The 25033-nt window shown below is 67.1% G+C and carries 16 protein-coding genes and 1 pseudogene; 15 read left to right on the top strand and 2 right to left on the bottom strand.

Features of this window, described 5'->3' with window-relative positions:
* Positions 1-20 precede the first annotated feature (20 nt).
* The 13 genes from NG696_RS06780 (at position 21) to NG696_RS06840 (ending at position 20407) form a co-directional block, all read left to right on the top strand.
* Entirely contained in the window at positions 21-1352 is a 1332-nt protein-coding gene (locus NG696_RS06780; protein ID WP_252566194.1) for a DUF58 domain-containing protein, read from the top strand.
* On the top strand, positions 1349-3955 hold the full coding sequence (locus NG696_RS06785) for a transglutaminase TgpA family protein (protein WP_252574888.1): 2607 nt from the start codon (positions 1349-1351) through the stop codon (positions 3953-3955). Before NG696_RS06780 ends, NG696_RS06785 begins: the two co-directional genes overlap by 4 nt.
* The gene (locus NG696_RS06790) at positions 3952-5478 is read left to right on the top strand and encodes an RDD family protein (RefSeq protein WP_509908564.1); all 1527 of its coding nucleotides are present in this window, start codon (positions 3952-3954) and stop codon (positions 5476-5478) included. The genes NG696_RS06785 and NG696_RS06790 overlap by 4 nt, the downstream gene beginning before the upstream one ends.
* The gene (locus tag NG696_RS06795; RefSeq protein WP_252574890.1) at positions 5475-6374 is read left to right on the top strand and encodes a PP2C family protein-serine/threonine phosphatase; all 900 of its coding nucleotides are present in this window, start codon (positions 5475-5477) and stop codon (positions 6372-6374) included. The genes NG696_RS06790 and NG696_RS06795 overlap by 4 nt, the downstream gene beginning before the upstream one ends.
* A gap of 1 nt (position 6375) precedes the next feature.
* A complete protein-coding gene (locus tag NG696_RS06800) occupies positions 6376-8106 on the top strand; it encodes an FHA domain-containing protein (protein ID WP_252574892.1) in 1731 nt (576 codons plus the stop codon).
* Positions 8103-9956, top strand: coding sequence for a serine/threonine-protein kinase (locus NG696_RS06805; protein ID WP_252574894.1), 1854 nt, complete (start codon positions 8103-8105; stop codon positions 9954-9956). Before NG696_RS06800 ends, NG696_RS06805 begins: the two co-directional genes overlap by 4 nt.
* A 61-nt stretch (positions 9957-10017) precedes the next feature.
* Positions 10018-10722: a hypothetical protein gene (locus NG696_RS06810; RefSeq protein ID WP_104061062.1), complete on the top strand. Its 705-nt coding sequence runs from the start codon at positions 10018-10020 to the stop codon at positions 10720-10722.
* Positions 10719-15164, top strand: a complete 4446-nt coding sequence (locus NG696_RS06815) for a type VII secretion EssC family protein (RefSeq protein WP_252574896.1) — start codon at positions 10719-10721, stop codon at positions 15162-15164. The genes NG696_RS06810 and NG696_RS06815 overlap by 4 nt, the downstream gene beginning before the upstream one ends.
* 122 nt (positions 15165-15286) lie before the next feature.
* A complete protein-coding gene (locus NG696_RS06820; protein ID WP_252566175.1) occupies positions 15287-15853 on the top strand; it encodes a hypothetical protein in 567 nt (188 codons plus the stop codon).
* Positions 15854-16300: 447 nt separating this feature from the next.
* The gene (ligA, locus tag NG696_RS06825) at positions 16301-18631 is read left to right on the top strand and encodes an NAD-dependent DNA ligase LigA (RefSeq protein ID WP_252574898.1); all 2331 of its coding nucleotides are present in this window, start codon (positions 16301-16303) and stop codon (positions 18629-18631) included.
* Positions 18628-19446, top strand: coding sequence for an inositol monophosphatase family protein (locus tag NG696_RS06830; protein WP_252566172.1), 819 nt, complete (start codon positions 18628-18630; stop codon positions 19444-19446). Before ligA ends, NG696_RS06830 begins: the two co-directional genes overlap by 4 nt.
* A 26-nt stretch (positions 19447-19472) precedes the next feature.
* Positions 19473-19985, top strand: a complete 513-nt coding sequence (locus tag NG696_RS06835; RefSeq protein ID WP_252574900.1) for a GNAT family N-acetyltransferase — start codon at positions 19473-19475, stop codon at positions 19983-19985.
* Between the two features lie 38 nt (positions 19986-20023).
* A complete protein-coding gene (locus tag NG696_RS06840) occupies positions 20024-20407 on the top strand; it encodes a RidA family protein (RefSeq protein ID WP_058929567.1) in 384 nt (127 codons plus the stop codon).
* A gap of 96 nt (positions 20408-20503) precedes the next feature.
* On the opposite strand, the gene NG696_RS06845 is transcribed toward NG696_RS06840, so the two are convergent.
* Positions 20504-21166, bottom strand: a complete 663-nt coding sequence (locus NG696_RS06845; protein WP_252574902.1) for a response regulator — start codon at positions 21164-21166, stop codon at positions 20504-20506.
* Positions 21159-22839: pseudogene (locus tag NG696_RS06850) on the bottom strand (sensor histidine kinase). The gene NG696_RS06845 and the pseudogene NG696_RS06850 overlap by 8 nt, the downstream one beginning before the upstream one ends.
* A 239-nt stretch (positions 22840-23078) precedes the next feature.
* Between NG696_RS06850 and NG696_RS06855 the strand changes: the two are divergent.
* Both NG696_RS06855 and gatC read left to right on the top strand, forming a co-directional pair.
* On the top strand, positions 23079-24590 hold the full coding sequence (locus NG696_RS06855) for a CitMHS family transporter (RefSeq protein WP_252574904.1): 1512 nt from the start codon (positions 23079-23081) through the stop codon (positions 24588-24590).
* A gap of 145 nt (positions 24591-24735) precedes the next feature.
* Complete coding sequence (gene gatC, locus NG696_RS06860) at positions 24736-25032, top strand: Asp-tRNA(Asn)/Glu-tRNA(Gln) amidotransferase subunit GatC (protein WP_056348187.1); 297 nt, start codon at positions 24736-24738, stop codon at positions 25030-25032.
* The last annotated feature ends 1 nt before the right edge of the window (position 25033 follow it).

The following is a 25033-nucleotide window of genomic DNA, read 5'->3' on the forward strand; positions in this document are numbered from 1 at the left end:
GCGCGAACAAAGGCACATTTATGTCCAGCAGCACTCCGTTGACCCGGCTTGCTGAACGTCTCCGGCAACCCTTCCGCCGGGACGGCAGACCCACCAGGCTGCATCCCTCGTCCGTCTGGGCCGAAGCTACCAGCACCGCCGCCCTCGCCCTCACCCCGGCGTGGGAGAGGGTCCGTGGCCTGTGGCTGCGCTATGTGTGGCCTGTCCTTTCGGTGGTCAGCGTCCTGGGCTGGTCTGTCCTGGCCGCCTCCATCCTGCTGTGGACTGCCGGTCAGGCCTTCGGCTGGCAGGAGGCCAAGGCGGCGGCCATCGCGGCGTTTGTCCTTTTCCTGATCGCCATCGGGTTCATCCTGGGCCGGTCATCCTACGGCGTGATCCTGGACCTCGCCCGGACCCGTGTGGCCGTCGGGGACAGTGCGGTAGGAAGCATCGCCGTCTCCAACACCTCGGCCAGGCCCCTGTTGCCCGCCGCCCTGGAACTGCCGGTGGGCAACGCCACCGCCGTCTTCCACCTGCCCAGGATGAAGCCCGCGCAGGTGCACGAGGACCTTTTCACCATTCCAACCGCCCGCCGCGCCGTCATCGTGGTGGGACCTGTCCGCTCCGTCCGGGCCGACCCCCTGCACCTCCTCCGTCGGCAGGTGCTGTGGACGGAACCGGAGGACCTGTTCGTGCACCCGAAGACAGTGGCCCTGGCCGGTTCCGCGGCGGGATTCATCCGCGACCTCGAGGGAATGCCAACCACCGACCTGTCCAGTGCGGACGTGTCCTTCCATGCCCTGCGGGACTACGTACCGGGCGATGACCGGCGGCACATCCACTGGAAGACCACCGCGCGGACCAACAAGCTGATGGTGCGCCAGTTCGAGGAGACCCGGCGCGCCCACCTGGCCATCTCGCTGTCGATCAACACGGACGAGTACGCATCAGAGCAGGAATTCGAAATGGCCATCTCAGCGGCCGCCTCGATCGGCCGGCAGGCCATCCGCGAGCAGCGCGAGCTGGACGTCCTGACGCAAAAGGGGCCGCTGCGCTGCGAAACCGGGCGGAACATGCTGGACGACATGACACGGATCGCCGGGGCACCCATGCGCCGGACCGCCGTCGACCTCGCCCGCACACTGGCAGACACCGTCCCCAACGCATCGGTGGTCTTTTTTGTGGTGGGCAGCAACGTGACACCTTCCCAGCTCCGTTCGGCCGCGGCCTCCGTGCCGCTCGGTGTCAGGAGCCTGGCCGTGCGCCTCCAAATCGGTGCTGCCCCGGGCCGCGCCAACATCGCAGACCTGACAGTGCTGACCCTCGGCGACCTCGCTGACCTCGCCATCGTCCTCAGAAAGGCGGCCGCATGAGCTCCGCACCGGGCCTCCGGCCACGCTCGCAGCAGCGGCAGTACGAATCATCGTTCGCCGACGGCCAGCCGGCCTGGCATTTTGTGCTCGACGCCGGCGCCCTCACCGTCCTGCTGGGGTTGGGCCTGCTGGGCTTCAGCCTCAGCTTCGGCGGGGACCCCTACTATCTGGTCTCGGGCTTCGGCGGCATCCTCTTGGGCCTTGGCATCGCTGCCGCCAACGCGCACCTGCGCCTGGGTTTGCTGATCACTACAGCCCTCGCGCTTGGGGCCTACCTGGTGTTCGGCACGCTCCTCGCAGTCCCGGACGCGGCGATTGCCGGTTTTGTTCCCAGCCTTGACTCCTTGCGGACGCTGCTCCTTGGAGTTGTGTTCGCCTGGAAGGACATGCTCACGGTGGGCGTTCCGGTAGGGTCTGCCGGCGGCGTCCTGATCGTCCCGTTCCTGAGTTCGCTGCTCACCGCATTGGTTGCCGGCATCCTCACCTGGCGGCTGAAAACCCCGTACTGGCCACTGCTTCCCGTGCTGGTGCTTTTCGTCACGGGCATAGCTTTCAGCACCAACGCTGCCTTCCTCACCGTGGAGCGCGGCATCGGACTCACCGTCATTGCGATTGCCTGGGCCACCTTCCGCCGTGACGCGCTACGGCGCAGCGACACGCGAAAAGTCTCAGTCAACCGTCCGCAGACCGATGCGGCCACAGCCCAGCGGGCCAAGCTCCGCCGGCTGGGCACGGCCGCTGCCGTGATCGCCGCAAGCGTCGCCATTACCGCGGTGGCGGCGCCCCTGGTCACCGCCAGCGGTGACCGCAAGGTCCTGCGCAACGTGGTGGTTCCGCCGTTCGATCCCAAGGACTACGTCACGCCCCTGGCAAGCTTCCGGACGTTCGTCAAGGACAAGAAAGACGACACCCTGTTCGTGGTCAAAAGACTGCCCCGGGACGGCCGTGTCCGGCTGGGGGCGTTGGATGCCTTCAACGGCACCAACTACAACATGGATCCCAACGGCTCCGGCAGCTTCAGCAAGGTGGGCGACACCGAGTCCATCAACACCCTGGCCGACACCTCGGGCATCGTCCCCTCGAATGACTACTCCATCGACATCACCATCGAGGATTACCAGGGCCACTTTGTCCCGGGAGGCCGGAAGACCACCGGCCTGAGCTTTGACCAGAGCGCCTCCGCCGCGGCGTCGGGCCTGTACTTCAACGCGGGCACAGACACGGCCGTGACCACGCAGGGCCTGTCCGAGGGCGATTCCTACAGCGTCCAGGTGTCCGATCCCGTGAAGCTCGAACACGGTCAGTTGACGCAGTACGACTTCGCGAAGATTACGCTGCCGGACGTCGTCGAGGTCCCGCCGGTGGTGGGGTCACAGGCCAACGATCTCTCGGCCGATGCGCCCACCGCGATTGACCGGGTCCGCCAGATCGAGGCGCATTTCCAAAAGACAGGCGCCTTCAGCAACGGCCTTGTCGCCGACGGCCAGCTGCCCAGCGTTTCCGGCCACAGCTCGTCGCGGATCAGGAACCTGCTGACCGCTAAGCAGATGCTCGGCGACGACGAGCAGTATGCCGTGTCCATGTCGCTGATGCTCCGCCACCTGGGCATCCCGTCACGCGTGGTCATGGGCTTCTACCCCGATCCGACCAGCCCGGAGAACGGCGCCGGCGAGGTAAAGGTCACGGGAAAGGACGTCCACGCCTGGGTTGAGGTGGCCTTCGACCGGGTGGGCTGGGTCAGCTTCGACCCCACACCGCCCAAGGACAACGTCCCCATCCCGCCGGACCCCGAAAACAAGTCCACACCCAAGCCCCAGGTGCTGCAGCCGCCGCCCCCGCCGCAGGAACCGGCCGATCTGCCGCCGGATTCCTCGCCGGACGCCCTGGACGCCGACGAGAAGAAAAACAATCCGTGGCTCTTCTGGGGTGCCCTGCTCGGGGCCCTGGGCATCGCCCTGATCCCGCTGTCCATCCTTGCCCTGCCGCTGCTGCTGATCGCGCTCCTTAAATCACGACGCCGGAAGGCCCGCCTCACGGAGGGGCACCCGGCCCAGCGTGTAGGCGGCGGCTGGAACGAGGTGGTGAGCCTCGCCACTGATTTGGGCGCCGGCATCGACAGCCGTGCAACCCGGCGCGAAAGCGCAGTAGTGCTTGCCGACTCGTTCCCGGCCACCGGGCAGACCACCACCATGCTGGCGCACCGTGCGGACGCCTCCATCTTCGGCGTTGGCCAGCCCAGCGAGGAGGAGGTCCGGGAATACTGGACCATCGTGGACGGCTCGCTGAAGGAGATGACCGGGGCGTTGGGGTTCTGGCGCCGCCAGCAGGCCCGCTTCTCACCCCGGTCGCTGCTGGCTGATGGCCGCAACGCCCTTAAGCTGCGTGGCGCCAGGCTCGGGCTGGGCCCGCTGGTACGTCCGTCCGGCCAGGGTTCCCCCGGATGGCGGTCCGCCACCGGTAGGGTGGGGACCGGCCCGGACGCTGCCCGAACCCCGAATCCGGCAGCACAGGAAAGCGTACCCGGGACGACGGCGGCGGCTTCCGAGCCTGATGAGTCCGCCGTTCTGCGGAACCCTGGCAGGAAGAACCCCACTGAATCATGATGAACGAGGCCGAGCGCTGCCAGCGGTGCCAGCAACTGATCCGGGGCGGCGCCACGTTCTGTCCGGCGTGCGGTGCTCCACTGCCCAACAGGGCGGCACGCAGCGGACGCAACGTGGACCATGCACAGCGGGCCATGATGGAGCGTGTGGCGGCGCACGCCAGCCAGAATCCCGGTACTATCCCGGTAGTACAAACGGCTCCAGGGGGAGGAACGGGAATGGCAGCCAATCTTGAGCTTGTTCCGGCCACGGCGGGAAAACGGCTCGGCGCAGCAGTGCTCGACTGGCTGGCCCCCGTCGCGGTCCTGGTGGTGACTTTCGCCATCGGGTTCGCGGGAATCACCCGCACCCAAAGCGGCGGCTTCATCATCTATGACACCAGTTCGCTGGTCCTGTTCGGCGGCATCGGCCTGGGACTGACGCTGGTCTATCTGGCGGTCCTGGTGGGCATGGAAGGCCGCTCCGGGAAGACCCTCGGCAACCACGTCATGGGCATCCGTAGCGCTGACAAGGATGGTTACGCCCCCGGCGCCGATGGAGTGTTCCTGCGCGGCCTCATCACCGGCGCGGGCATCATCCTTACGCTCCTGGCCGCCGTTGCCATCGTCATTTTCAAATGGTTCGATGTGGCCGTCTTCATCCTTGGCCCACTGCTTATGGCCGGCGCGGTGTGGGCCGTGCTGGTGGCCGTGTCCAACACCTGGGACCGCAACGGCAGGCTCCGCGGCTGGCATGATACCGCGGCCAAAACACTGGTGTTCGACGTCAAGGACGGCCGCAACCCCATCACGTCCGGCGGCATCCAGGGCCCGTACAGTTTCGCGCCCCTGGACCTCCCGCCCGTCCAGCAGGTCGCCTCACCCGTGGCCGGAGCCGCAAAGCCGCCCCAGGTTGTGAACGCCCAGGCGCCCGGGGCCCAGCCACCGTGGCAGCCGTGGCAGCCGGCCCAACAGTCGCCCGCCCAACAGCCCGCCCCGGTGCAGCCTTACACTCCGCAGCCGGAAGCGGCTCAACCGTCAGCCGCGCCGCCGCCGTTCGCACCCCAGCCGGACGCGCCGCCGTCGTCCACTCCTTTCCAGCCGCATGTCCCGTACGCGGCCCCAGCCGTTCCCGCGCCGGGCGCCCAGTTCCATCCAGATGACGACCTCGACCGCACACAGATGCGCGGCGGCGCAACGCATGCGGCGCCCGTCGCCGTGCTGCGGATAAAGCTCGACGACGGCCGGGACTTCCAGCTCGACCGCAACGTCCTGTTGGGCAGGAACCCCCTTGGCCAGGCGGGGGAGCAGCAGGCCCAGCTCCTGGCGGTCAGTGATCCCGGCCGCTCGATCTCCAAGACCCACCTCCACCTGCTGACCGACGGTGCCGGCATTTGGGTGACGGACCGGAACTCCACCAACGGCAGCGCCGTCACCACACCGGACGGCCGGCGCAGGCCACTGCAGCCGGGCGTGCCCGCTTTTGTCAGCCCGGGATCCACTGTCCACTTTGGTGACCGTTCCTTCCACCTAGGACAGGCATGAACTCACAGCCCGCCAGTGACCCAGCTGACGCAGACCACGGAACCGGCCTCAGCCTGAGTTACGGCTACGGCACCGACCGCGGGCTGCGCCGGGAATTGAACGAGGATTCCTTCATCGCCTCCGACCCCGTCTTCGCCGTGGCAGACGGCATGGGCGGACACGAAGCCGGCGAGATTGCCAGCGGCATGTGCGTCCGCGCCCTCGCTGCCATGCCACAGCTCGCCACCGGGGAGCGCAGCGTCACGGCGGCAGTGCTCCAGCAATACCTGCTCCGCGCCGACAGTTCCATCCGGAAGGTGACCGGTGCCCGCGCCGGGACCACACTCACTGGAGCCGTTGTGGTGGAACAGATGGGCATGCCGTACTGGCTCGTTATGAACATCGGGGATTCCCGCACGTACCGGCTAAGCCAAGGGCACTTCGAGCAGGTCAGCGTGGACCATTCGGAGGTCCAGGAACTCGTGGATGCCGGTGAAATCACCCCCGAGCAGGCCACCGTCCACCCCCGCCGCCACGTTGTCACGAGGGCGCTGGGCACGGGGGACGAGACCGAGGCTGATTACTGGCTCCTGCCCGTGGAGGAAGGCGACCGGATCATGGTCTGCTCGGACGGGCTCAATGCCGAGCTGACGGATGAGCACATGTTCCGGATCCTGAGCACCGTGGGCCATCCGCAGGACGCGGTGGATGCCCTGATCCAGGCCGCGCTCCGCAACGGCGGAAGGGACAACGTCACCGTCATTGTGGTGGACGCCAGGAACGTGATGAACGACGGCGGCATCGCCACCACGGCGCCCCGCCCCGCCGCTGATGCCGCGGAGGTCACGCTGCCCCGGGCGCGGATTGTTGACGCCAGCCGGCCGGCCGGCCAGGACGACGGAAGAGGGGAACACTGAGATGGCCACCGCAACATACGTCGCGGGCACCTGGCTCGGTGTTGTCCGGGCCAACACTGTGGTCCTCCTGGGGCCCGGGACCCCGCCCGCCCTGGGCCAGTCCCTGTGGGAACTGCTGGAGCACGCCCCGGAAGTCCACGAAGTGCTCCACGCCGTCACCAGCAGCTTCGGCGTTTCCCTGGCGCAAATACCGTCGTTCGGGATAGTCGATTCCGGTGACGCGCTCCGGATCTTCCTCCGCGGCGACCTGGACCTGACCGTACAGCTGCCCGGCGGCACCGTGGACCTGAACGGGCGGGACGTCACCACCTGGACGGAGCGCCGCCTGGACACCCCCGAGTGGTACCGCCTCACTGTGGCCGGAGACGGCCCGCCCGGACCCGCGTTGCCGCTGAGCGAAGGCGTGGTCCTGCTGGAGTCGCTGACAGTGTCGCCCACCGGAATTCCCGTGGAGGAGGTGGCGGCTCCGGCTGACACGCCCGCTGAGGTCGAGGCACCCACCGTTGTCGGCGGCGTCGTCCTCGTAGCGGAAACTGAACCGGAAGCTGAACCTGCGTCTGAACCAGAGCCGGAACATGACCGGGAGGTCTCCGCCGAAACGGTGATGGGGCTCATGGATGATGACGCCAACTTTGCAGCCGGAGCCCCGGACCCCGAGCCGGACATGGAGCCCGCCCCGGAGCGCACGGCCCATCCTGATCAGGTCCCGGCCCACGAAATGACTGGCAGCTACGACCACCTCTGGGAACGGACTGTTGTCCGCCGCATCGAGGACGCAGCCGTCCGCGACGAACCCGAGGAAGATCACGGCGCCCCTGCGACACCTGTTGACGCGGTTCCGGCACCGGTCGATGCGGCACAGGCGGACGCTCCAGGACAGCCGGAGGCAGTGGCCAGCCCGGCTCCGGCACCGCCCGCCCACGAACCCGCAGGTCCACCTGCCACACCGCCTGCAGCCACACCGCCTGCGGCCGCAGCGGCCGCCCGGACGATCGGCGGGCTTATCGACTCGGTCCCGTGGCGGACCGGCGGGAGCACACCTGCTGCCCGGGCCGCGCCGTCGTCCAATCTGCCAGCGTTGATTCTGCCGCCGTCGAACCTGTCCCCGTCGAATCAGCCCCCGGCGGACGTCCCGGCAGAAGCGCACGCAGGGCAGCCGGCAGCAGACCCGGACGCCTTCGACGGTGACCACGACGGCCACACGATCATGAAGAGCGACCTCGCCGGAATGGCCGCGCATCCCGCCCCGGTTCCGGAGCCGGATGCGGCCGCAGGCCCCCTGGTGCTGGCCCGGGTCTGCGGTCGGGGACACGCCAATCCACCCACCCAGGCGCAGTGCGCTGCCTGCGGCTCGCCGCTGCCCGCCGATGCCGTTCAGGTGGCCCGGCCACGGCTGGGCCGGATGCGGGTCTCTACGGGTGCACTGGTTGACCTTGACCAGTCGCTGGTCATTGGGCGTCAGCCGTCCGTTTCCCGGGTCCAGGGTGGTGTTATGCCGCGGCTGGTCCAGGTGGCCAGCCCTAGCGGCGACATCTCGCGCTCGCACGTGGAAGTGCGGCTGGAGGGCTGGCACGTGATGCTCTGCGATCTCAAGGCCACCAACGGTACGGTCCTGGTCCGCGAGGGTCAGCCGCCGCGCCGCCTGGCCCAGAACGAGATGGCCATCCTGCTCGACGGCGACATCGCCGAATTGGGTGACGACATCTCACTGCGTTTTGAGGAGATTCTTTGAGTTCCAAACGGCCGGTTGCGCCGCCGCCCCACATTCCGGGGTTTACGTACAGCAGCCTGCTCGGCTCCGGCGGGTTCTCGGACGTCTATCTCTACGAACAGGACCGGCCGCGCCGGAAGGTGGCGGTCAAGGTCCTTTTGTCGGATCTGAAGACCGAGGGTGCCCGGCGCAGGTTCGAGTCCGAGGCCAACCTGATGGCCCAGCTCTCCTCCCACCCGTACATTGTGACCATCTTCGAGGCCGAGGTGACCGAGGCCGGTCACTCCTACCTGGCAATGGAGTACTGCTCCAGGCCCAGCCTGGACGTCCGGTACCGCCGTCAGCGCTTCAGCGTTGATGAGGTGCTGGCCGTCGGCATTCAGGTGGCGTCCGCCGTCGAGACTGCCCACCGGGCCGGCATCGCCCACCGGGACATCAAGCCCGCCAACATCCTGGTGACGGACTACAACCGGCCGGCCCTGACGGACTTCGGAATCTCGGGCACCCTAGGCGGCGACGCCGACGAGGACGCCGGGATGTCCATTCCATGGTCGCCGCCGGAACAGTTCGCGGACGGCTCCGTGGACGGCGTGATGGTGGATGTCTGGGCGCTGGGCGCCACGCTGTACACACTGCTGGCCGGCAGGTCGCCGTTCGTGATGCCCGGGACCGATAATTCCCAGCGAGAACTGATCTCGCGGATCACCAGCGCGGCATTGCCGCGCCTGGGCCGGGCCGACGTTCCGGAGTCACTGGAGCGGGCGCTGTCCACGGCCATGGCCAAATCCGCGGCGTCCCGGTACTCCTCAGCCCACGCGTTTGCCCTCGCCCTGCAGCGGATCCAGGCCGAACTGAACCTTTCGGTCACGCCCTTCGAGGTACTCGAAGAGCAGCAACTGGAAGAGAACCACCCGGATGACGGCTTCGAGGAAACCCGCGTCCGCAATATCGCGTCCATCGACCCGGAGCGGACCGGCAGCGCCCCTACTTTCCCGGCACGCACCCGGCCGCAACGCCCCGGAACCGGTGCGCCGCCGTCGGGCTTTCCGGCTGGCGGCTTCCCCCCTGCCGCTGCGGCCCCGGGAGGACCCCGGCCCCAGGTTCCGGGCAACCTCTTCGCCGGTCAGCAGGACGGTGAGCAGGACGGCGGCTCGCAGGCTGGTAGCAACCCCGCTGGCGAGTGGGCCCATGCCACGATGCTTCGAGGCCGTACACCCGCGGCCGAATACGGCTCGGCGCCGGACGCAACCGTCCAGCGCCCCGGGCTCCTTCCTGCACCGGCCGGCCAACAAACCGGCCAACTAACCGGACAGCGGGCAGGCCGGCAGGCAGGCCGGCCCGGCGCGCCCGGCCACCGGGCGGCGGGTGCCGATCCGGAAATCGACGCGACGATCAGCCGACCGGCCCCGGTCACCGAAACCGCCCCCGAAGCGGCGCCCGACCACGGCAGGCGCAACGTGTGGCTCGCCGCCGCGGGCGGAACGCTGCTGGTCCTCGCCATCATCGTAGGGATCGTGGTGGCGTCTTCGGCTCCGGCACGGAAGGTCGAAGAGACCGGCCAGGTCAGCAAACCCCCGGCGGATGCCCTGGACAACGGGACAGTCCCCGACGTCGCGGACCTGGCCGGGACTGTGGACGCCGCCGGCAAGGCGACTTTCACGTGGACCAATCCGCAGCCAAAGTCGGGCGACGCCTACAAGTGGCGGGTCTACGCGTTGGGCAGCAACGGCGAGTACCAGTCCACTGCCGAGCCAACCGCCCAGGTTGCGTTGAATCCGACGGAACCCACCTGTGTCCAGGTGATGATCGTCCGGAGTGACGGCGCGTTCTCACCCTTGGAAGAAGACTCGATCGCCTGCATCCGCAAGTGACGGCAGAAAAGACTGCAACAGTTAGTGAACGCGGGCACCGCCCGACGAGGAGGCGCGGAAAATGGGGGATCTAGCCATAGATTTCTGTGGTGAATGGTACGAACCGTCCGATGAGGAAATCTTCAACATCGGCCGTGAAGGCGACCTTGAGGTGGACGACAACCCGTACCTTCACCGCCAGTTCCTGCAGGTGGCCCGCTACGACGGGATCTGGTGGCTGAGCAACGTGGGCGGGATGTTGTCCGCCACCGTCGCCGACGGTTCAGGCGGGATGCAGGCCTGGCTGTCGCCGGGGGCGCGCATCCCGCTGGTGTTCAGCCACACAAACGTCATTTTCACCGCCGGGCCCACCACGTATGAGTTCGCCGTCCACCTCAAGACGCCGTCCTTCCGCCAGGAATCACGCGAGGACGACAGCAATGGCGATACCACCATCGGCCCCGTGGTCTTCACCGACTCGCAAAGGGCCCTTATCGTGGCCCTGGCCGAACCCATGCTGCGGCGGGAAGGGACCGGATTCAGCGCCATCCCGTCCTCGGCTGCGGCGGCCAAGACCCTGGGCTGGGCACTCACCCGGTTCAACCGAAAGCTCGACAACGTCTGCGACAAACTTGACCGCGTGGGCGTGGTGGGCCTCCGCGGCGGCGGCGGGAAACTGGCCACCAACCGGCGCGCGAGGCTCGTCGAGCACGCCGTCACCTCCCACCTGGTCACCCCCGATGATTTGTACTTACTGGAAAAGATGAGGGGCGTGGACGAAGGATGAGGATCCGGCTGACACTCCGCCGGGACCCGGCGGAAACCAGGGACCTGGCCGTCACCGTCGACGGCCTGGCCACGGTGGCGGATATCGCCACACAGCTATGGGTCGCGGACCCCGACCGCAAGGGATCACCGGCACCGGAAAACCTTTCGCTCCGCATCGACGAGGCCTTTGTGGGCGGCGGCGTGCGCGGCAGCGTCCTGACCCGCACGGACAACCTCCTTGAATCGGGCCTGCGGCCGGGATCCGTGGTGTCCCTGACCGAGGTCAGCGAACTCTTCAACGCACCCGGCGCCAACCGCGGACCCGCCGCAGCCACCCTGCGGATCCTTTCCGGGCCCGACGTCGGCCAGGAATTTTCGCTGCCTTCCGGCACCAGCTACATCGGCCGGGACCGGGACGTGGACATCCGGCTCACGGACCCCCTGACCTCCAAACGCCACGCCCGCATCACCGTGGGCGAGAGCGTGGAGATCGTGGATACGAACTCCGCCAACGGCCTCCTGATGGACGGCCTGCCGGTCACTCGGGCCACCCTGAACTCCTCGGACACGGTGACGCTGGGGGAGACCACCGTTACCGTGGTGCCGCTGGGCCGCAACCTGGCGGCAGCCCCGACGTCGCCCCTTGTCGATTTCAACCGCTCCCCGCGGGTGGTTCCCCGCTTTGAGGCGCCTAAGCGCGTGCCACCGGCCGGACCCAAGCGTCCGGACCACCAGCCGTTCCCATACATCATGCTGATGGCGCCGCTGCTGATGGGCGGCATCATGTTCGCGGTCACGCGGAACATCCTCTCGGTGGTGTTCATGATGATGATGCCGCTGTTCATTGTGGGTCACTACGTGGACCACAAGATGCAGACCAGGCGCCAGCAGAAGGAACAGCTCAAACAGTTCCGGGAGTCCATGGCTGCGTTCCGGCAGGACATCACCGAACTGCAGCACGTGGAACGCGCGGTCCGCCTGCAGGAAGCACCGTCGGTCAGCGACACCGTGGATTCCATCTACAAACTCGGTCCGCTGCTGTGGACCCACCGCCCCGAGCACACCGGTTTCCTGGGTCTGCGGTTCGGGCTCGGCACCGGTACATCACGCATCCTGTTCGAGGAACCCAACAGCAACGACACCGAAGCTGAATTCATGCGCGAGATCCAGGACTGCCTGAAGCAGTTCAGGGACATCGAGGGTGTCCCGATGGTCTCCCAGCTGCGCACCGCCGGGTCCTTCGGCGTGGCCGGAGCCCGGGGCCTGGTTGACGACGTTGCGCGCGGCATGGTCCTGCAGTTCGTGGGCCTGCACTCGCCCGCGGAAGCCGTGGTGACAGCCATTACGTCGGCGCAGTCCCGGCAGCGCTGGGACTGGCTGCAGTGGCTGCCCCACGTGGGCTCCGGCCACAGCCCCCTCAACGGCGACCACCTGGCCGCCGGTTCAGCCAGCGGCTCCTCCCTCGTGGCCAGGCTTGAGGACCTGCTCGACGCACGCGAAGCCATGGCCAAGCGCTCCACCCCGGAACACCGGGGATCCGTGGACCCTGCCAAGGACGAGATCCCGGTCCCGGTGCTGCCGGCGGTCCTGGTCATCGTCGAGGACGATGCTCCGGTGGACCGGGGCAGGCTGACCCGCCTCGCCGAGCGCGGGCCGGATTCCGGCGTCCACGTGATGTGGGTGGCCACCGACATCCAGGCACTCCCTGCCGCCTGCCGGGACTTTATGGTGGTTGACGGCGAAAACGGCACCACCACCGGGCAGGTGCGGCTGGGACGGCACACGTATCCCGTGAGCTGCGAAAGCCTTGACGCCGAACTGGCCGCGCAGCTGGCCCGGATGCTGGCGCCCGTGGTGGACGTTGGCAAGCCGGTCAGCGACGACTCCGACCTGCCGCGTGCGGTGTCCTACGCCACCCTGATCGGCAAGGACTTCCTGGACAACCCGCAGGCCGTGGCGGAGCGCTGGGTGGAGAACAATTCAGTCCATGCCTCCGCGGTTCCCAACCGGAAGGACAACGGGACCCTCCGCGCGCTGGTGGGTTCCAAGGGAATCGAGCCGCTCTACCTGGACCTGAAGAACGAGGGCCCGCACGCGCTGGTGGGCGGCACCACCGGCGCCGGCAAATCGGAGTTCCTGCAGTCCTGGGTCATGGGCATGGCTGCCGCCTACAGCCCGGACCGCGTGAGCTTCCTGTTTGTGGATTACAAGGGTGGGGCGGCGTTTGCCGATTGCCTCAGCCTGCCCCACACCGTGGGCCTGGTCACCGACCTCTCCCAGCACCTTGTCCGCCGCGCCCTGACCTCCCTCCGTGCGGAGCTGCACTACCGCGAGCACCTGCTGAACCGCAAGAAGGCCAAGGACCTGTTGGGGCTCCAGCGCGAAGCCGACCCGGAAGCTCCGCCGTACCTGATCATTGTTGTGGACGAATTCGCGGCGCTGGCCACCGAGGTCCCCGAATTTGTGGACGGTGTGGTGGATGTTGCCGCCCGTGGCCGGTCCCTGGGCCTGCACCTGATCCTGGCCACGCAGCGTCCCGCCGGAGTCATCAAGGACAGCCTGCGCGCCAACACCAACCTCCGGGTTGCCCTGCGTATGGCGGACGAGGACGATGCCACCGACATCCTCGGCGTGCCTGATGCGGCCTACTTCGACCCGTCCATCCCGGGCCGCGGTGCCGCCAAGACCGGGCCCGGCCGTATCCAGGGGTTCCAGACCGGCTATGCCGGCGGCTGGACCACGGAGAAGCCCCAGCGTCCCCAGATCGAGATCGTGGAAATGGCCTTCGGGTCAGGGCCCAGCTGGGAGGCGCCCGCCCCGGAGAAGCCCGTCAAGGAAGCTCCGGCCGGACCCAATGACATCGCCAGAATGACCACCAACATCGTCAGGGCCGCGGAATCGCTGGCCATCCGGCCGCCGCGCAAACCGTGGCTGGACGAGCTGGCCAAGACGTACGACTTCTCCAAGCTCCCGAACCCCCGGACGGACGAACGGCTGCTGCTGGGTGTGGCGGATGATCCTGCCCGCCAGGAACAGCCCACGGTGTTCTACGAGCCGGACCAGGACGGCAACATGGCCATCTACGGCACAGGCGGCTCCGGAAAGTCCGCCGCCCTGCGGGGCATTGCGATTGCCGCCGCCGTCACGCCCCGCGGCGGGCCCGTGCACATCTACGGGATCGATTGCGGTTCCTCCGGGCTGAAGATGCTCGAAGAGCTGCCGCACGTCGGCGAGATCATCAACGGTGACGACGTGGAACGCGTCGGCCGGCTTCTCCGCCTGCTCCGGGACATCGCCGACGAAAGGTCCGCCCGGTTCGCCGAGGTCAGGGCCTCCACCATCGTCGAATACCGGACCCTGGCCAACCGCCCGGACGAGAAGCGGATTTTCGTGCTGCTGGACGGCATTTCGGCGTTCCGCGAAACGTACGAATTCAGCCGCCTGTCCGCACTCTGGGACATCTTCCTGCAGCTGGCCACCGACGGCCGTCCCCTGGGGATCCACCTCGTGGTCACCGGTGACCGGCCCAACGCCGTACCGGCGACATTGCTGGCTTCCATCCAGCGCCGGCTGGTGCTGCGGCTGACGTCCGAGGACGACTACATGTCCATGGACGTCGCGAAGGACGTCCTCACCAGTTCCTCACCGCCGGGGCGCGGCATGCTGGGCGGCTACGAGGTCCAGCTCGCCGTCCTGGGCGGCAACTCGAACCTGGCGCTGCAGGCCCGCGAAGTCCATAAGCTCAGCCAGGCGATGTTGCGCCAGGGGCTGGAATCGGCACCGAAAATCCAGCGGCTTCCCGAACAGGTGGATCTGGACGTGCTGCCTCCCGGCAGCCCGGACCTTCCCGTCATCGGCGTCGACGACGAAACCCTGCAGCCGGCCGGGATCATGGCCCAGGGACCGCTGCTTCTGGCGGGTCCGCCAGGGGCGGGCAGGACGGTGGCGCTGGTGACCATGGCCTACGCGCTGCGCCGGTCCAACCCGGACACGGAGCTGGTGTACATCGGCTCCCGCCGGTCCGCGGTGGCGTCGCTGCCGCTCTGGAACCGTTCGGTGGTGGGTGCCGATGACCTGGCTGAGATCATCGAGGACCTCACGGAGCACTCTTCCGGGAACCCCGGGAAGCTGGCGATCTTCATCGAGGGCCTGACCGAGTTCACGGATACCGTGGCGGAATCGGGCGTATCGCAGCTCGTGACGGCGTCCATCAAGGCCGACCAGTGGGTCATCGGGGAATCGGAAACATCAACCTGGTCCTCCGCCTGGTCGCTGTCCCAGCCCTTCAAATCCGGACGCCGGGGCCTGCTCATCAACCCGGGCGACATCGAAGGGGACAGTCTGCTCAACACGTCGCTGGGCCGGGTCAGCCCGGAGTTCATACCGGGCCGCGGCTACATCGTGGGCCGCGGCAAGGCTCGGAAACTGCAGATTGCGCTGCCGCCGGAAAACAGGGGCTGAGCCGTTGCTTCCAACGGGCCCGTAGATCCATTGGATTTGCGGGCCCGTGCCGCGTTGTAGGAGACTACCGGAAACACTGTTCGCTGCGGCAGGGGGTGCCGCGCGCTGTCGAAAAGGTAACCATGATCCGATCCTCATCCGTGCTCCGCGACGTGTCCGCTGCTGCGGCCGCTGCGGTGCTGGCGCTCTTGGTTGGCCTTTCGGCGGCGGTCCCGGCGCAGGCCGAAGACGGCGAACCCACGCCGCAGTGGTGCCTGCTGAACTGTGAAACGGCCAGCACTGAGCCTAACGATCCGGGCAAGGGCAAACCTGAAGTGCCGCCGGTAGTCCCGTCCCCAATCGTCCCAACCCAGCCCCCGGCGCCGCCGCCCGTGGCGCCAGCACCGGTAACGGTTCCCACCCTCGCCCCGGAACCGAGCGCGTCGCCGAGTGAGGAATCGCCGTCGGCCGCGCCCAGCACCACCATCCCCAGCCCACCGTCGTCCGCACCCCCGTCCACGGAATCGAACTGGAACAAGCCAGTCACCAAGTCGGCCAAGCCCACACAGGCCGCCGCCGTTTCCCGGAACGACGGCTCCGGGCTCTTCGGCGGCCCCGGCCTGCTGGCCATCATGGCGGGCGTGCTGCTGGTGGGAGTCGCCGGCCTCGCCTTCGCCTGGTGGAGCCGGAACCGCCTCGCCTCACACTGACCTTTGTTATCCGGTGATCGAGCTTGTCGAGATCCAGGTTTCGCTCCCCAACCCGCCCCGCCTTCCTCAGCCCCGACCTTCCCAAACTAGGTAGCAGTAACTGTCGTTATGAGCGCTCAAAACGACAGTTACTGCTACCTACATGGAGGCGTTCCGTGCCCATGGGCAGCGTTGCTGGGAAGGCCCGGACGCCACTCACTTCCGCGGCGAATGGTCAGGCACGCACCCCGCAGCTCTGAACCAGGTCATCCAGGCGCTCAAGGATGCTGGCCAGAAGGCCACCAAGAACGCCAACGAGCAGGACCCAGGCTTCACGCTAATCGCAGAAGCTTTAACGCGGGGCCCGGACACAGCACAGTGTCCGGGCCCCGCGGCACTTAACCGCGGGGCACGGCGGCGCAGCAGGCGTTTGGGCGCAATGTCGGGGCGGTAAGGCAAGATAGGTCTGTGAGCACAGCACCGGTCCCCGCAGAGGAAACAGCAAACAGCACTGAGGAACTAACCGAGCCGGACGCCGTCCCCGCCGGTTCAGTGCGCGAAGAATATGAGAACCTGACGGACCTGGTCAGGAAGTACCGGTTTGCGTATTACCAGGAGGACGAACCCCTGGTCTCCGACACCGAATTCGACGAATTGTTCCGGCGCCTGGAGGAGATCGAGGCCCTGCATCCGGAGTTGGTCGCCAATGATTCGCCCACGCAGGAGGTTGGCGGGGAAGTCTCAGCAGCGTTCGCCGCCGTCGAACATCTGCAGCGGATGTACAGCCTCGAGGACGTCTTTTCCTTGGAGGAGCTGGAGGCCTGGATCACCAAAGCCGAGGCCGGTGTCAGCAAGCTGGGGGATACGGCTCAGCTCGCGTGGCTCACGGAACTGAAGATTGACGGCCTCGCGGTCAACCTGTTGTACCGCGACGGGAAACTGGTCCGGGCGGCCACCAGGGGTGACGGAACCACGGGTGAAGACATCACCCACAACGTCCTGACGATCAAGGAAATCCCGACGGAACTGACGGGCACCGGCTTTCCCCCGGAGGTGGAAATCCGGGGCGAGGTCTTTATCCCTTCCAAGGCTTTTGCGGAATTCAATGAGGCACTGATCGAAGCCGGCAAGGCGCCGCTGGCCAACCCCAGGAATGCCGCCGCCGGTTCGATCAGGCAAAAGGATCCGGCGGAAACCGCCAAGCGTCCGTTGCGGATGTTTGTCCATGGCATTGGTGCGCGCGAAGGGCTGGAAACCCTGAGCCAGTCCCAGACCTACGGCGTGCTGGAACAATGGGGCCTTCCCGTCAGCCCGTACTTCGAGGTTCTCGGGGGCCTGCCGGAGATCCTTGCCTTCATCAAGCGCTATGGCGAACAACGGCACAACCTCATGCATGAAATCGACGGCATTGTGGTCAAGGTGGACGATCTCGCCACCCAGCGTGCCTTGGGCTACACCACCCGGGTGCCGCGGTGGGCCGTGGCCTATAAATACCCGCCGGAAGAAGTCCACACCAAACTGCTGGACATTGCAGTCAACGTCGGACGCACCGGACGCGTCACCCCGTTCGGTATCATGACGCCCGTCAAGGTGGCCGGGTCCACCGTGGAGATGGCCACGCTGCACAACCAGGACGTCGTCAAGGCCAAGGGTGTGAAGGTCGGCGACATCGTTGTCCTGCGGAAGGCCGGGGACGTCATTCCGGAAATTGTGGGGCCGGTGCTCGCCCTGCGCGACCAGCAGAAACCACCCGTGCGGGACTTCGTGATGCCCACCGAATGCCCTGCCTGCGGCACACCGCTGGCACCGGCCAAGGAAGGTGACGTGGACATCCGCTGCCCCAACGCCCGCTCCTGCCCGGCGCAGCTTCGGGAGCGCGTCTTCCACCTGGCCGGGCGCGGCGGCTTCGATATCGAGGCCCTGGGCTGGGAGGCAGCCATCGCGCTGACCTCCGGACCGGGTGCGGATCCAGCCACCAACGGCGGAAGGGTGGAACCGGCCGGCGACGGTATCCTGACCAGTGAGTCCGCACTGTTCGAACTGGCTGCGGATTCCGGACTGGACGAGCTGCGGAACAAACTGGCAGACGTGAAGGTCTGGCGCGAGAAGCGCACCAAGGGCGTGAGCACGGGTACGTGGGACCTGGTCCCGTACTTCTGGTCTCGAGCCACCGCCAAAACACCGTCCAAGCCCACGGCAACCACGAACAAGCTCTTCGACGAACTGACCAAAGCCAAGACGCAGCCGCTGTGGCGGGTGCTCGTTGCCCTGTCCATCCGGCATGTTGGTCCCCGCGCCTCACGGGCCCTGGCCGCCGCGTTCGGCACCATGGACGGCATCCGGAACGCCTCGGAGGAGGACCTGGCCCATGTGGATGGTGTCGGCCCCACCATCGCGGCCGCGCTGAAGGAATGGTTCGCCGAGGACTGGCACGTGGAAATCATCGACCGCTGGGCTGCGGCCGGGGTCCGCATGGAGGACGAGCGCGACCACTCCATGCCGCGGACCCTGGAAGGGTTGACCATTGTGGTTACCGGCTCCCTGCCGAACTTCAGCCGGGACGAGGCCAAGGAAGCCATCCTCATCAGGGGCGGCAAAGCTGCCGGTTCCGTCTCCAAAAACACCAGCTACGTCATCGCCGGCGAAAGCGCCGGCACCAAACTGGACAAAGCCGAACAGCTCGGAATTCCCGTCCTGGACGAGGACGGTTTCCGGGAACTCCTTGCGAACGGCCCGGCCCCCGCTGCCGAAGCCACGCCCATACCGACGTCCACAGAATCAGAAGAGGCAGCCGAATGAGCCATCCGGACCTCAGCACCGAACTGCTTGCGGTGGCCCGGCAAGCAGCCGCCGCCGGCGCCGCCGTGCTGGCTTCCCGCAATGGCGAGACGCTGGACGTCAGTAACAAAGGCGACGCCGGCGACTGGGTTACGGCCTTTGATGTCGCGGCGGAGAATGCCGTTCGGGATGCCATCACGGCTGCCCGTCCACAGGACACCATTACGGGGGAGGAGCATGGCACCACGAGGCCCGCTGCCCCCAGCGGCTACCGCTGGTCCATCGACCCGCTGGACGGTACCACCAACTTCATCCGGAACATCGTCTACTACGCCACCTCCGTGGCAGTGGCGGATTCCGACGGCGTCTGGCTGGCCGGCGTCGTCAACGCCCCGGCGCTGGGCCGTGTCTACTACGCTGCCCGCGGCCAGGGTGCGTGGCTGGAAGAAGGCGGCCGGGTGACGCAGCTCCAGGGTCCGGCGCCGGACCGCGCCGGGCAGATCCTCGCCACCGGCTTCAGTTACGACCCCGCCATCCGCGCCGAGCAGGCTGCACTGCTGGGCAGTCTTATGGATGGATTCGCCGACGTCCGGCGGCTGGGCTCCGCGGCGCTGGACCTCTGCATGGTGGCTGACGGGACCCACGACGCCTACGGCGAACGCGGGCTCAACGAACATGACTTCTCCGCCGGTGCGCTGATTGCCGAGGAAGCCGGTTGCTGGGTCCGGCGTCCCCGGCTGGCCAGTCCGCTGGACGGCGGACCCGCCGACGAGGACAGGCTGTCCGCCTGGACCTGCGCCGGGACCTTGGCGCTGTCCGGCAAGTTTCCGCTGTGACGCTGCTGCGCCACTAGCATTGTCAGGTGCAATCGCAAATAACCATCCGACCGGCCGTTGAGGCAGACTTCCAGGCCATCGCCAGGATCACCGTGGACTCGTACCTGGCAGCAGGGTATTTCGACAGCGCGGACCACCCCTATATGCAGCAGATCCAGGATGTTGCCGCACGTGCCGCGAAGGCCACGATCTGGGTTGCCGAGCGTGACCGGCAGGTGGTGGGTTCCGTGACGCTGGCACTGGCAGGTGAACCGTTCGCCGACATCGCCCTCGCTGATGAGCTGGAGTTCCGGATGCTTGTGGTGGATCCCGCGGTGCAGCGCAGCGGCGCAGGCAAGGCCATGGTGGAAGCCATCATTGAGCATGCGAAATCGCTGGAGGGGATCACGGGCGTGGCCCTCACCACCGGCGGGACCTGGGAGAGCGCCCATGGCCTCTACCGGAAGACGGGCTTCAAACGAGTCCCCGAGCGTGACTGGCCGATTCCGGGCACCGACATAAAGCTGCTGGTTTACCGGCTTGACGTCCAGTCAACCTAAAGTGGTGCCGACTCATTTTCGGCACTGAAAGGCCCACCATGCGCAAAACATTCGGCACCGGCTCCGTCTGGGAGCAGACCCTCGGCTACTCCCGCGCCGTCCAGGTGGACAACACGCTCTATATTTCCGCCACGGCCGCCAGCGGCGAGGACGGCATTGTGGGCGAGGACTTCTACACGCAGACGCAGTACATCCTGCAGAAGCTCGGCGTGGTCCTGGCCGATGCCGGCTTCAGCTTCGAAGACGTGGTCCAGTCCAAGCTGTACCTGACGGACATCAGCAAATGGGAAGAGGCCGGCCGCGCCCACGGCGAAGTCTTCGGCGAGATCCGCCCCACGCTTGCCCTTGTGCACGTCCTGCCGTTCCTTGACCCGAAGATGCTCGTCGAAATCGAGCTCGTGGCCCAGAAGAGCGCCAGCTAGCCTATCCGCCCGCACCCCCGCGGGAACTGGCAGGTAATACCCTCAAATCCCGACTTTGAGCGTGTTATCTGCCAGTTCGCGCTTAAGGGGGAGGGACTACTGGCCAGGGAGGCTGTAGCGGTGTTCCGGGCGTCCGGTGGTTCCGTAGCGCAGTTGGATGCCGACGGCGCCGTCGTCGGCCAGCGAGGACAGGTACCTTTGCGCCGTGGCCCGGGAAACCCCCACGCGGGCGGCCACTTCCACCGCCGAATACTGCTCGCCGGCGACCAGCGATTCCAACACCGCGGCCTCGGTGGCGGAGCGGGGTTTGGCCGCTGGCGCCACGTCCCCGGGGATCAATGCCCGTTTGGCCCGCTCCAGGGAGCCCTGGTCCAGGGCCCCGGGCTGGCCCAGCAGCCTGCGGTACCGGGCATACGAACGTAGCTGCTGCGAGAGCGACTCGGCGGTAAAGGGCTTCAACAGGTACCCGAGGGCGCCGCGGCGGAACGCTTTCCGCAGCGACTCGGCGTCCGATGCGGCGCTGAGGATCATGGTGTCCACGTCCAACTGCTGCAGCAGGTCGAGACCTGAGGCGTCCGGGAGGTAGACATCCAGCAGCACCAGGTCCGGGCGGAGGCTGTGGATCGCCTGCAGCGCCAAGGATGCCGACCCCACTGGCGCCAGCGCCAGGAATCCCGCCACCGAATCCACATACGTTGCGTGCAGCTTGGCCTCGTGGAAATCGTCGTCCACAATCAGCACCCTGAAATCCTCAGGCATCATTGTCCTTTCCAGCTAAATCCTGGGTCCCCGCAGGTGTCCCGGCGGTGGTCCCGGCCGTTGTGCGTGGCAGGGAAGCCATAAACACGGCACCGGGTCCGCCCGGTGTCCCCGGCTCCAGCAAGCGGACGTCTCCGCCGCGGCGCCGGGCCAGCTTCCGGGCCAGGGCCAGGCCCAGCCCCTGCCCGCCACTCCGTCCACCAGCAGCCGCCGGAGCCGCCAATACTGGGCCAGCCGCCGTCGTAAATCCCTCGGCGAAGACCGCTTCCGCATTCGTCCCGGCGTCGTCGTGCGGTTCATCCAGCACCCAGCTCCACCCAGCGATCCGGGGAGGAGCCAGCGACGGCGGCGTTCACCGCGTTGTCGACCAGGTTGCCCAGTACGGTGGTCACGTCCTGCGGCTCGGTGACCTGGCCGCGGACAAGGGTTTCGGGGCCGATCCGCAGCGTCACGCCGCGCTCGTCGGCCTCCACACCCTTGGCACCCACAAACGCCTGCAAGTACGGGTCCTGCAACAGTTCGGCCTGGTCCACGGGGAACTTCAGCGGCCCCGTGGCGGCCAGCCCGGCCAGGTACTCGCGGGCCTGTTGGTGCTGCTCGATGCTCATGAGGCCGGCGATGGTGTGCAGCTGGTTGGCGAATTCGTGGCGCTGGGCGCGCAGGGCCGTGGACATGGTGCCCACGGCGTCGAGTTTCCGGCTGAGCTGCTGGAGTTCGGTGCGGTCCCGGAGCATCACCACCCAGCCAAGGTCCTCGCTTCGATGCAGGGCCTTGCGCGCGCTGGCCACCAGGACACTGCCACCGGCTACCAGCTCGATGGCGTCCGCCTCCGCAGCGTCCGGCCGGGTCAACGCCCTGAGCTGCTCGGGCAGCGGAGCGTCGGCCCACGGCGTCCCGGAAAGGTCCGGCTGCTCCAAAAGGCGCTGCGCCGCTGCGTTGAACACGCTGATCCTGCCGTCGGCCGAAACACCGATGACGCCGTCGTCCACGCCCTGCAAAACGGCAACCTGGTCATGGACTAGCATGCTGATTTCCTCAGGCTCCAGGCCCAGCGTCAGGCGCTGGAGCCTGCGCCGCAGCAGGAACGAGGCCAGCACACCCGCCAACAGGGAACCGCCCGCGGTGAGGGCGATCGGGACGATATCGCGCGCGAGGCTTTGGCCCAGCGTTTCCATTGAGTCGCCAACACTGACAATTGCCACCACGGTTGTGGAGGACCCGGGGGCGTAGATGGGCACCTTGGCACCTGCTGACGGGCCGAGGGTCCCGGTGTTCCGCGTGGTCTCTTCCTGACCGGAAAGCGCCACCGAGGGATCGGTGCTCACGTGCTCGCCGAGACGGGCAAGGTCCGGATGGGCCAGGCGGAGGCCCGTCTCGTCCGTGATCGCCACAAAGAAGGCGCCGGTGCCGAGGCGGGCGGCCTCTGCGGCGGCCTGCACGGGCCCGGCGGCCAATACGGGAGCCGGCGGCGTGCCCTCTTCCTTGCTGATGGCCTCGACGGCGGAGCGGATGTGCGGATCCGAGGCCACGGTCCGGGCCAGGGTCAAAGCCTGGTTCTCGGCCTCGTCGCCGATCCGCCCGGACACCAGCCAGGCGTGGACGGCGCCGCTGAGCAGCACCACGAGCAGCACGACACCCAACTGCAGGAGCAGTGTCTGGGTGGAGAAGCGCATGGCGAGCCGTGGCACCGGGCTCCTCCCGCCGTCGCACGCGCCGGTATGTACGGGGCAGCCGGGGCGCTGGAAATCAAAGTTCTTCTCCCCATCTTAGGCACTGAGCACAATGCGCAAAATGCTCCGAATAAGCAGTATGCCAATCAATTGAGCCAAAGGCGCTGCCGTGACGCCCGCCACCCTAATGTCTGTAGCACGCGTCACACTGCGGTGGCGTTGTTCACACGAAGGAGCCGGCCGTGCTGGTATTACTTGGATTCGCAATGATCGCGGTATTCATGGTGCTGATCATGACGAAGAAGTTGACGCCAGTACTGGCGCTGATCATCGTCCCCACCGTTTTTGGCCTCTTCGCAGGTGCCGGACTGGGCATCGGGGACATGGTCCTGGAGTCCATGAAGTCCATGAAGTCCATGACGTCCACGGCGGCCCTCCTGATGTTCGCCATCGTCTACTTCGGCCTGATAATCGACGTGGGGCTGTTCGACCCGCTGGTGAAGTTCATCCTCCGCAAGCTCGGCAATGACCCCGCCAAGGTGGTGCTCGGCACGGCCATCCTGGCGGCCGCGGTCTCCCTGGACGGCGACGGCTCCACTACCTTCATCCTCACCACCGCCGCCATGCTGCCCGTCTACCTGCGCCTGAAGATGAGCCCGGTTGTCCTCACCTGCGTGGCCGGCCTGGCAAACGGCACCATGAACATCCTGCCGTGGGGCGGTCCCACTGCCCGCGCCGCCACCGCGCTGCACCTCGACGTCAATGACGTCTTCGTCCCGATGATCCCGTCCCTCATCGCCGGCCTTGTAGTCGTGTTCGGCTTCGCCTGGCTGCTGGGCCTGCAGGAACGCAACCGCCTCCGCGCCACCGCACCGGAAATCTGGGGAACGCCGGATACGGCAGAGCCGTTCACCGCTGAAAAGTTCGACGGCGGCGCTTCCGACGGCGGCACCGCCGCTGCCTCCGCCGGTACCGGCCGCAATGGGTCACGTACCCCCGGAACCGGAAGTCCCGCCGTCGGCGGCTACTCTCCGGAAGGTTCGTCAGTAGCTGTCCTGGAACGCACCGAAACGCTGGTGGATGAACAGGACGGCGGGCTGGCCGACACCGCCCTGGATCCCAACCGCTCCACGCTTCGCCCCAAGCTGTTCTGGTTCAACCTTGTCCTGACTGTCGCCGTGATGGTGATGCTCGTGGCCGACCTCGTCCCGCTGCCCTTCGTCTTTATGGTCGGTTCGGCCATCGCGCTGGTAGTGAACTTCCCCAACGTGAAGGAACAGGGCGCCCAGCTGGTGGCCCACTCGTCGTCCATCGTGGCCGTGGTCAGCATGGTGATGGCGGCCGCAGTGCTGACCGGTGTCCTGACCGGCACTGGAATGGTGGAGGCCATGTCCGCGTGGCTCGTCCAGATCATCCCGACCGAAATGGGCCCCTTCCTGGCCGTCATCACCGGCGTCCTCAGCATCCCCATGACCTTCTTCATGAGCAACGACGCCTTCTACTTCGGCGTCCTGCCCGTGCTCAGCGAGACCGCCGCACACTACGGAATCAGCGCCGCAGAGATCGCGCGTGCCTCCATCACCGGGCAGCCGTTCCACCTGCAGAGCCCGCTGGTTCCGGCCATCCTCTTGCTCGTTTCGCTGGCCAAGGTGGACCTCGGCGACCACCACAAAAAGGTCCTGTGGCGCACCGCAGTGGTTTCCCTCGTCATGTTGGGTGTGGGAATGCTGACGGGAGCCATCGGGATCGGTTAGTCTGTAGCTGCCTGTGGCCGGTCCCCGTGACCGGGACCACGGCACCGAGGTGCCCGTCTGACGCCCGCTGGGGGTCGTCAGACGGGCACTGACGTTTCCCCACTAGACTGGTTCGGAAAACAATCCGAACCTGCAGGGGAGATCCATGGCTGCGATCAACCGTGACGATGTTGCGCACCTCGCGCAGCTCGCTCACATCGAGATGAGTGCTGAAGAGCTGGACAGGATGGCCGGCGAACTCGCCGTCATCGTTGATTCAGTGAAGTCCGTGAGTGAAGCCGCCGGTGATGACGTCCCGGCAACTTCCCACCCGATCCCGCTGACCAACGTGTTCCGCGAGGACGTTGTGGGCCACACTTTCACCGCGGAGCAGGCACTCTCGGGGGCTCCGGATTCCGACGAGAACCGTTTCAAGGTCCCGGCAATCCTGGATGAGGCATAAC

Origin of the sequence: Pseudarthrobacter cellobiosi, assembly GCF_023913755.1 — a bacterium.
GTDB classification, from domain to species: domain Bacteria; phylum Actinomycetota; class Actinomycetes; order Actinomycetales; family Micrococcaceae; genus Arthrobacter; species Arthrobacter cellobiosi.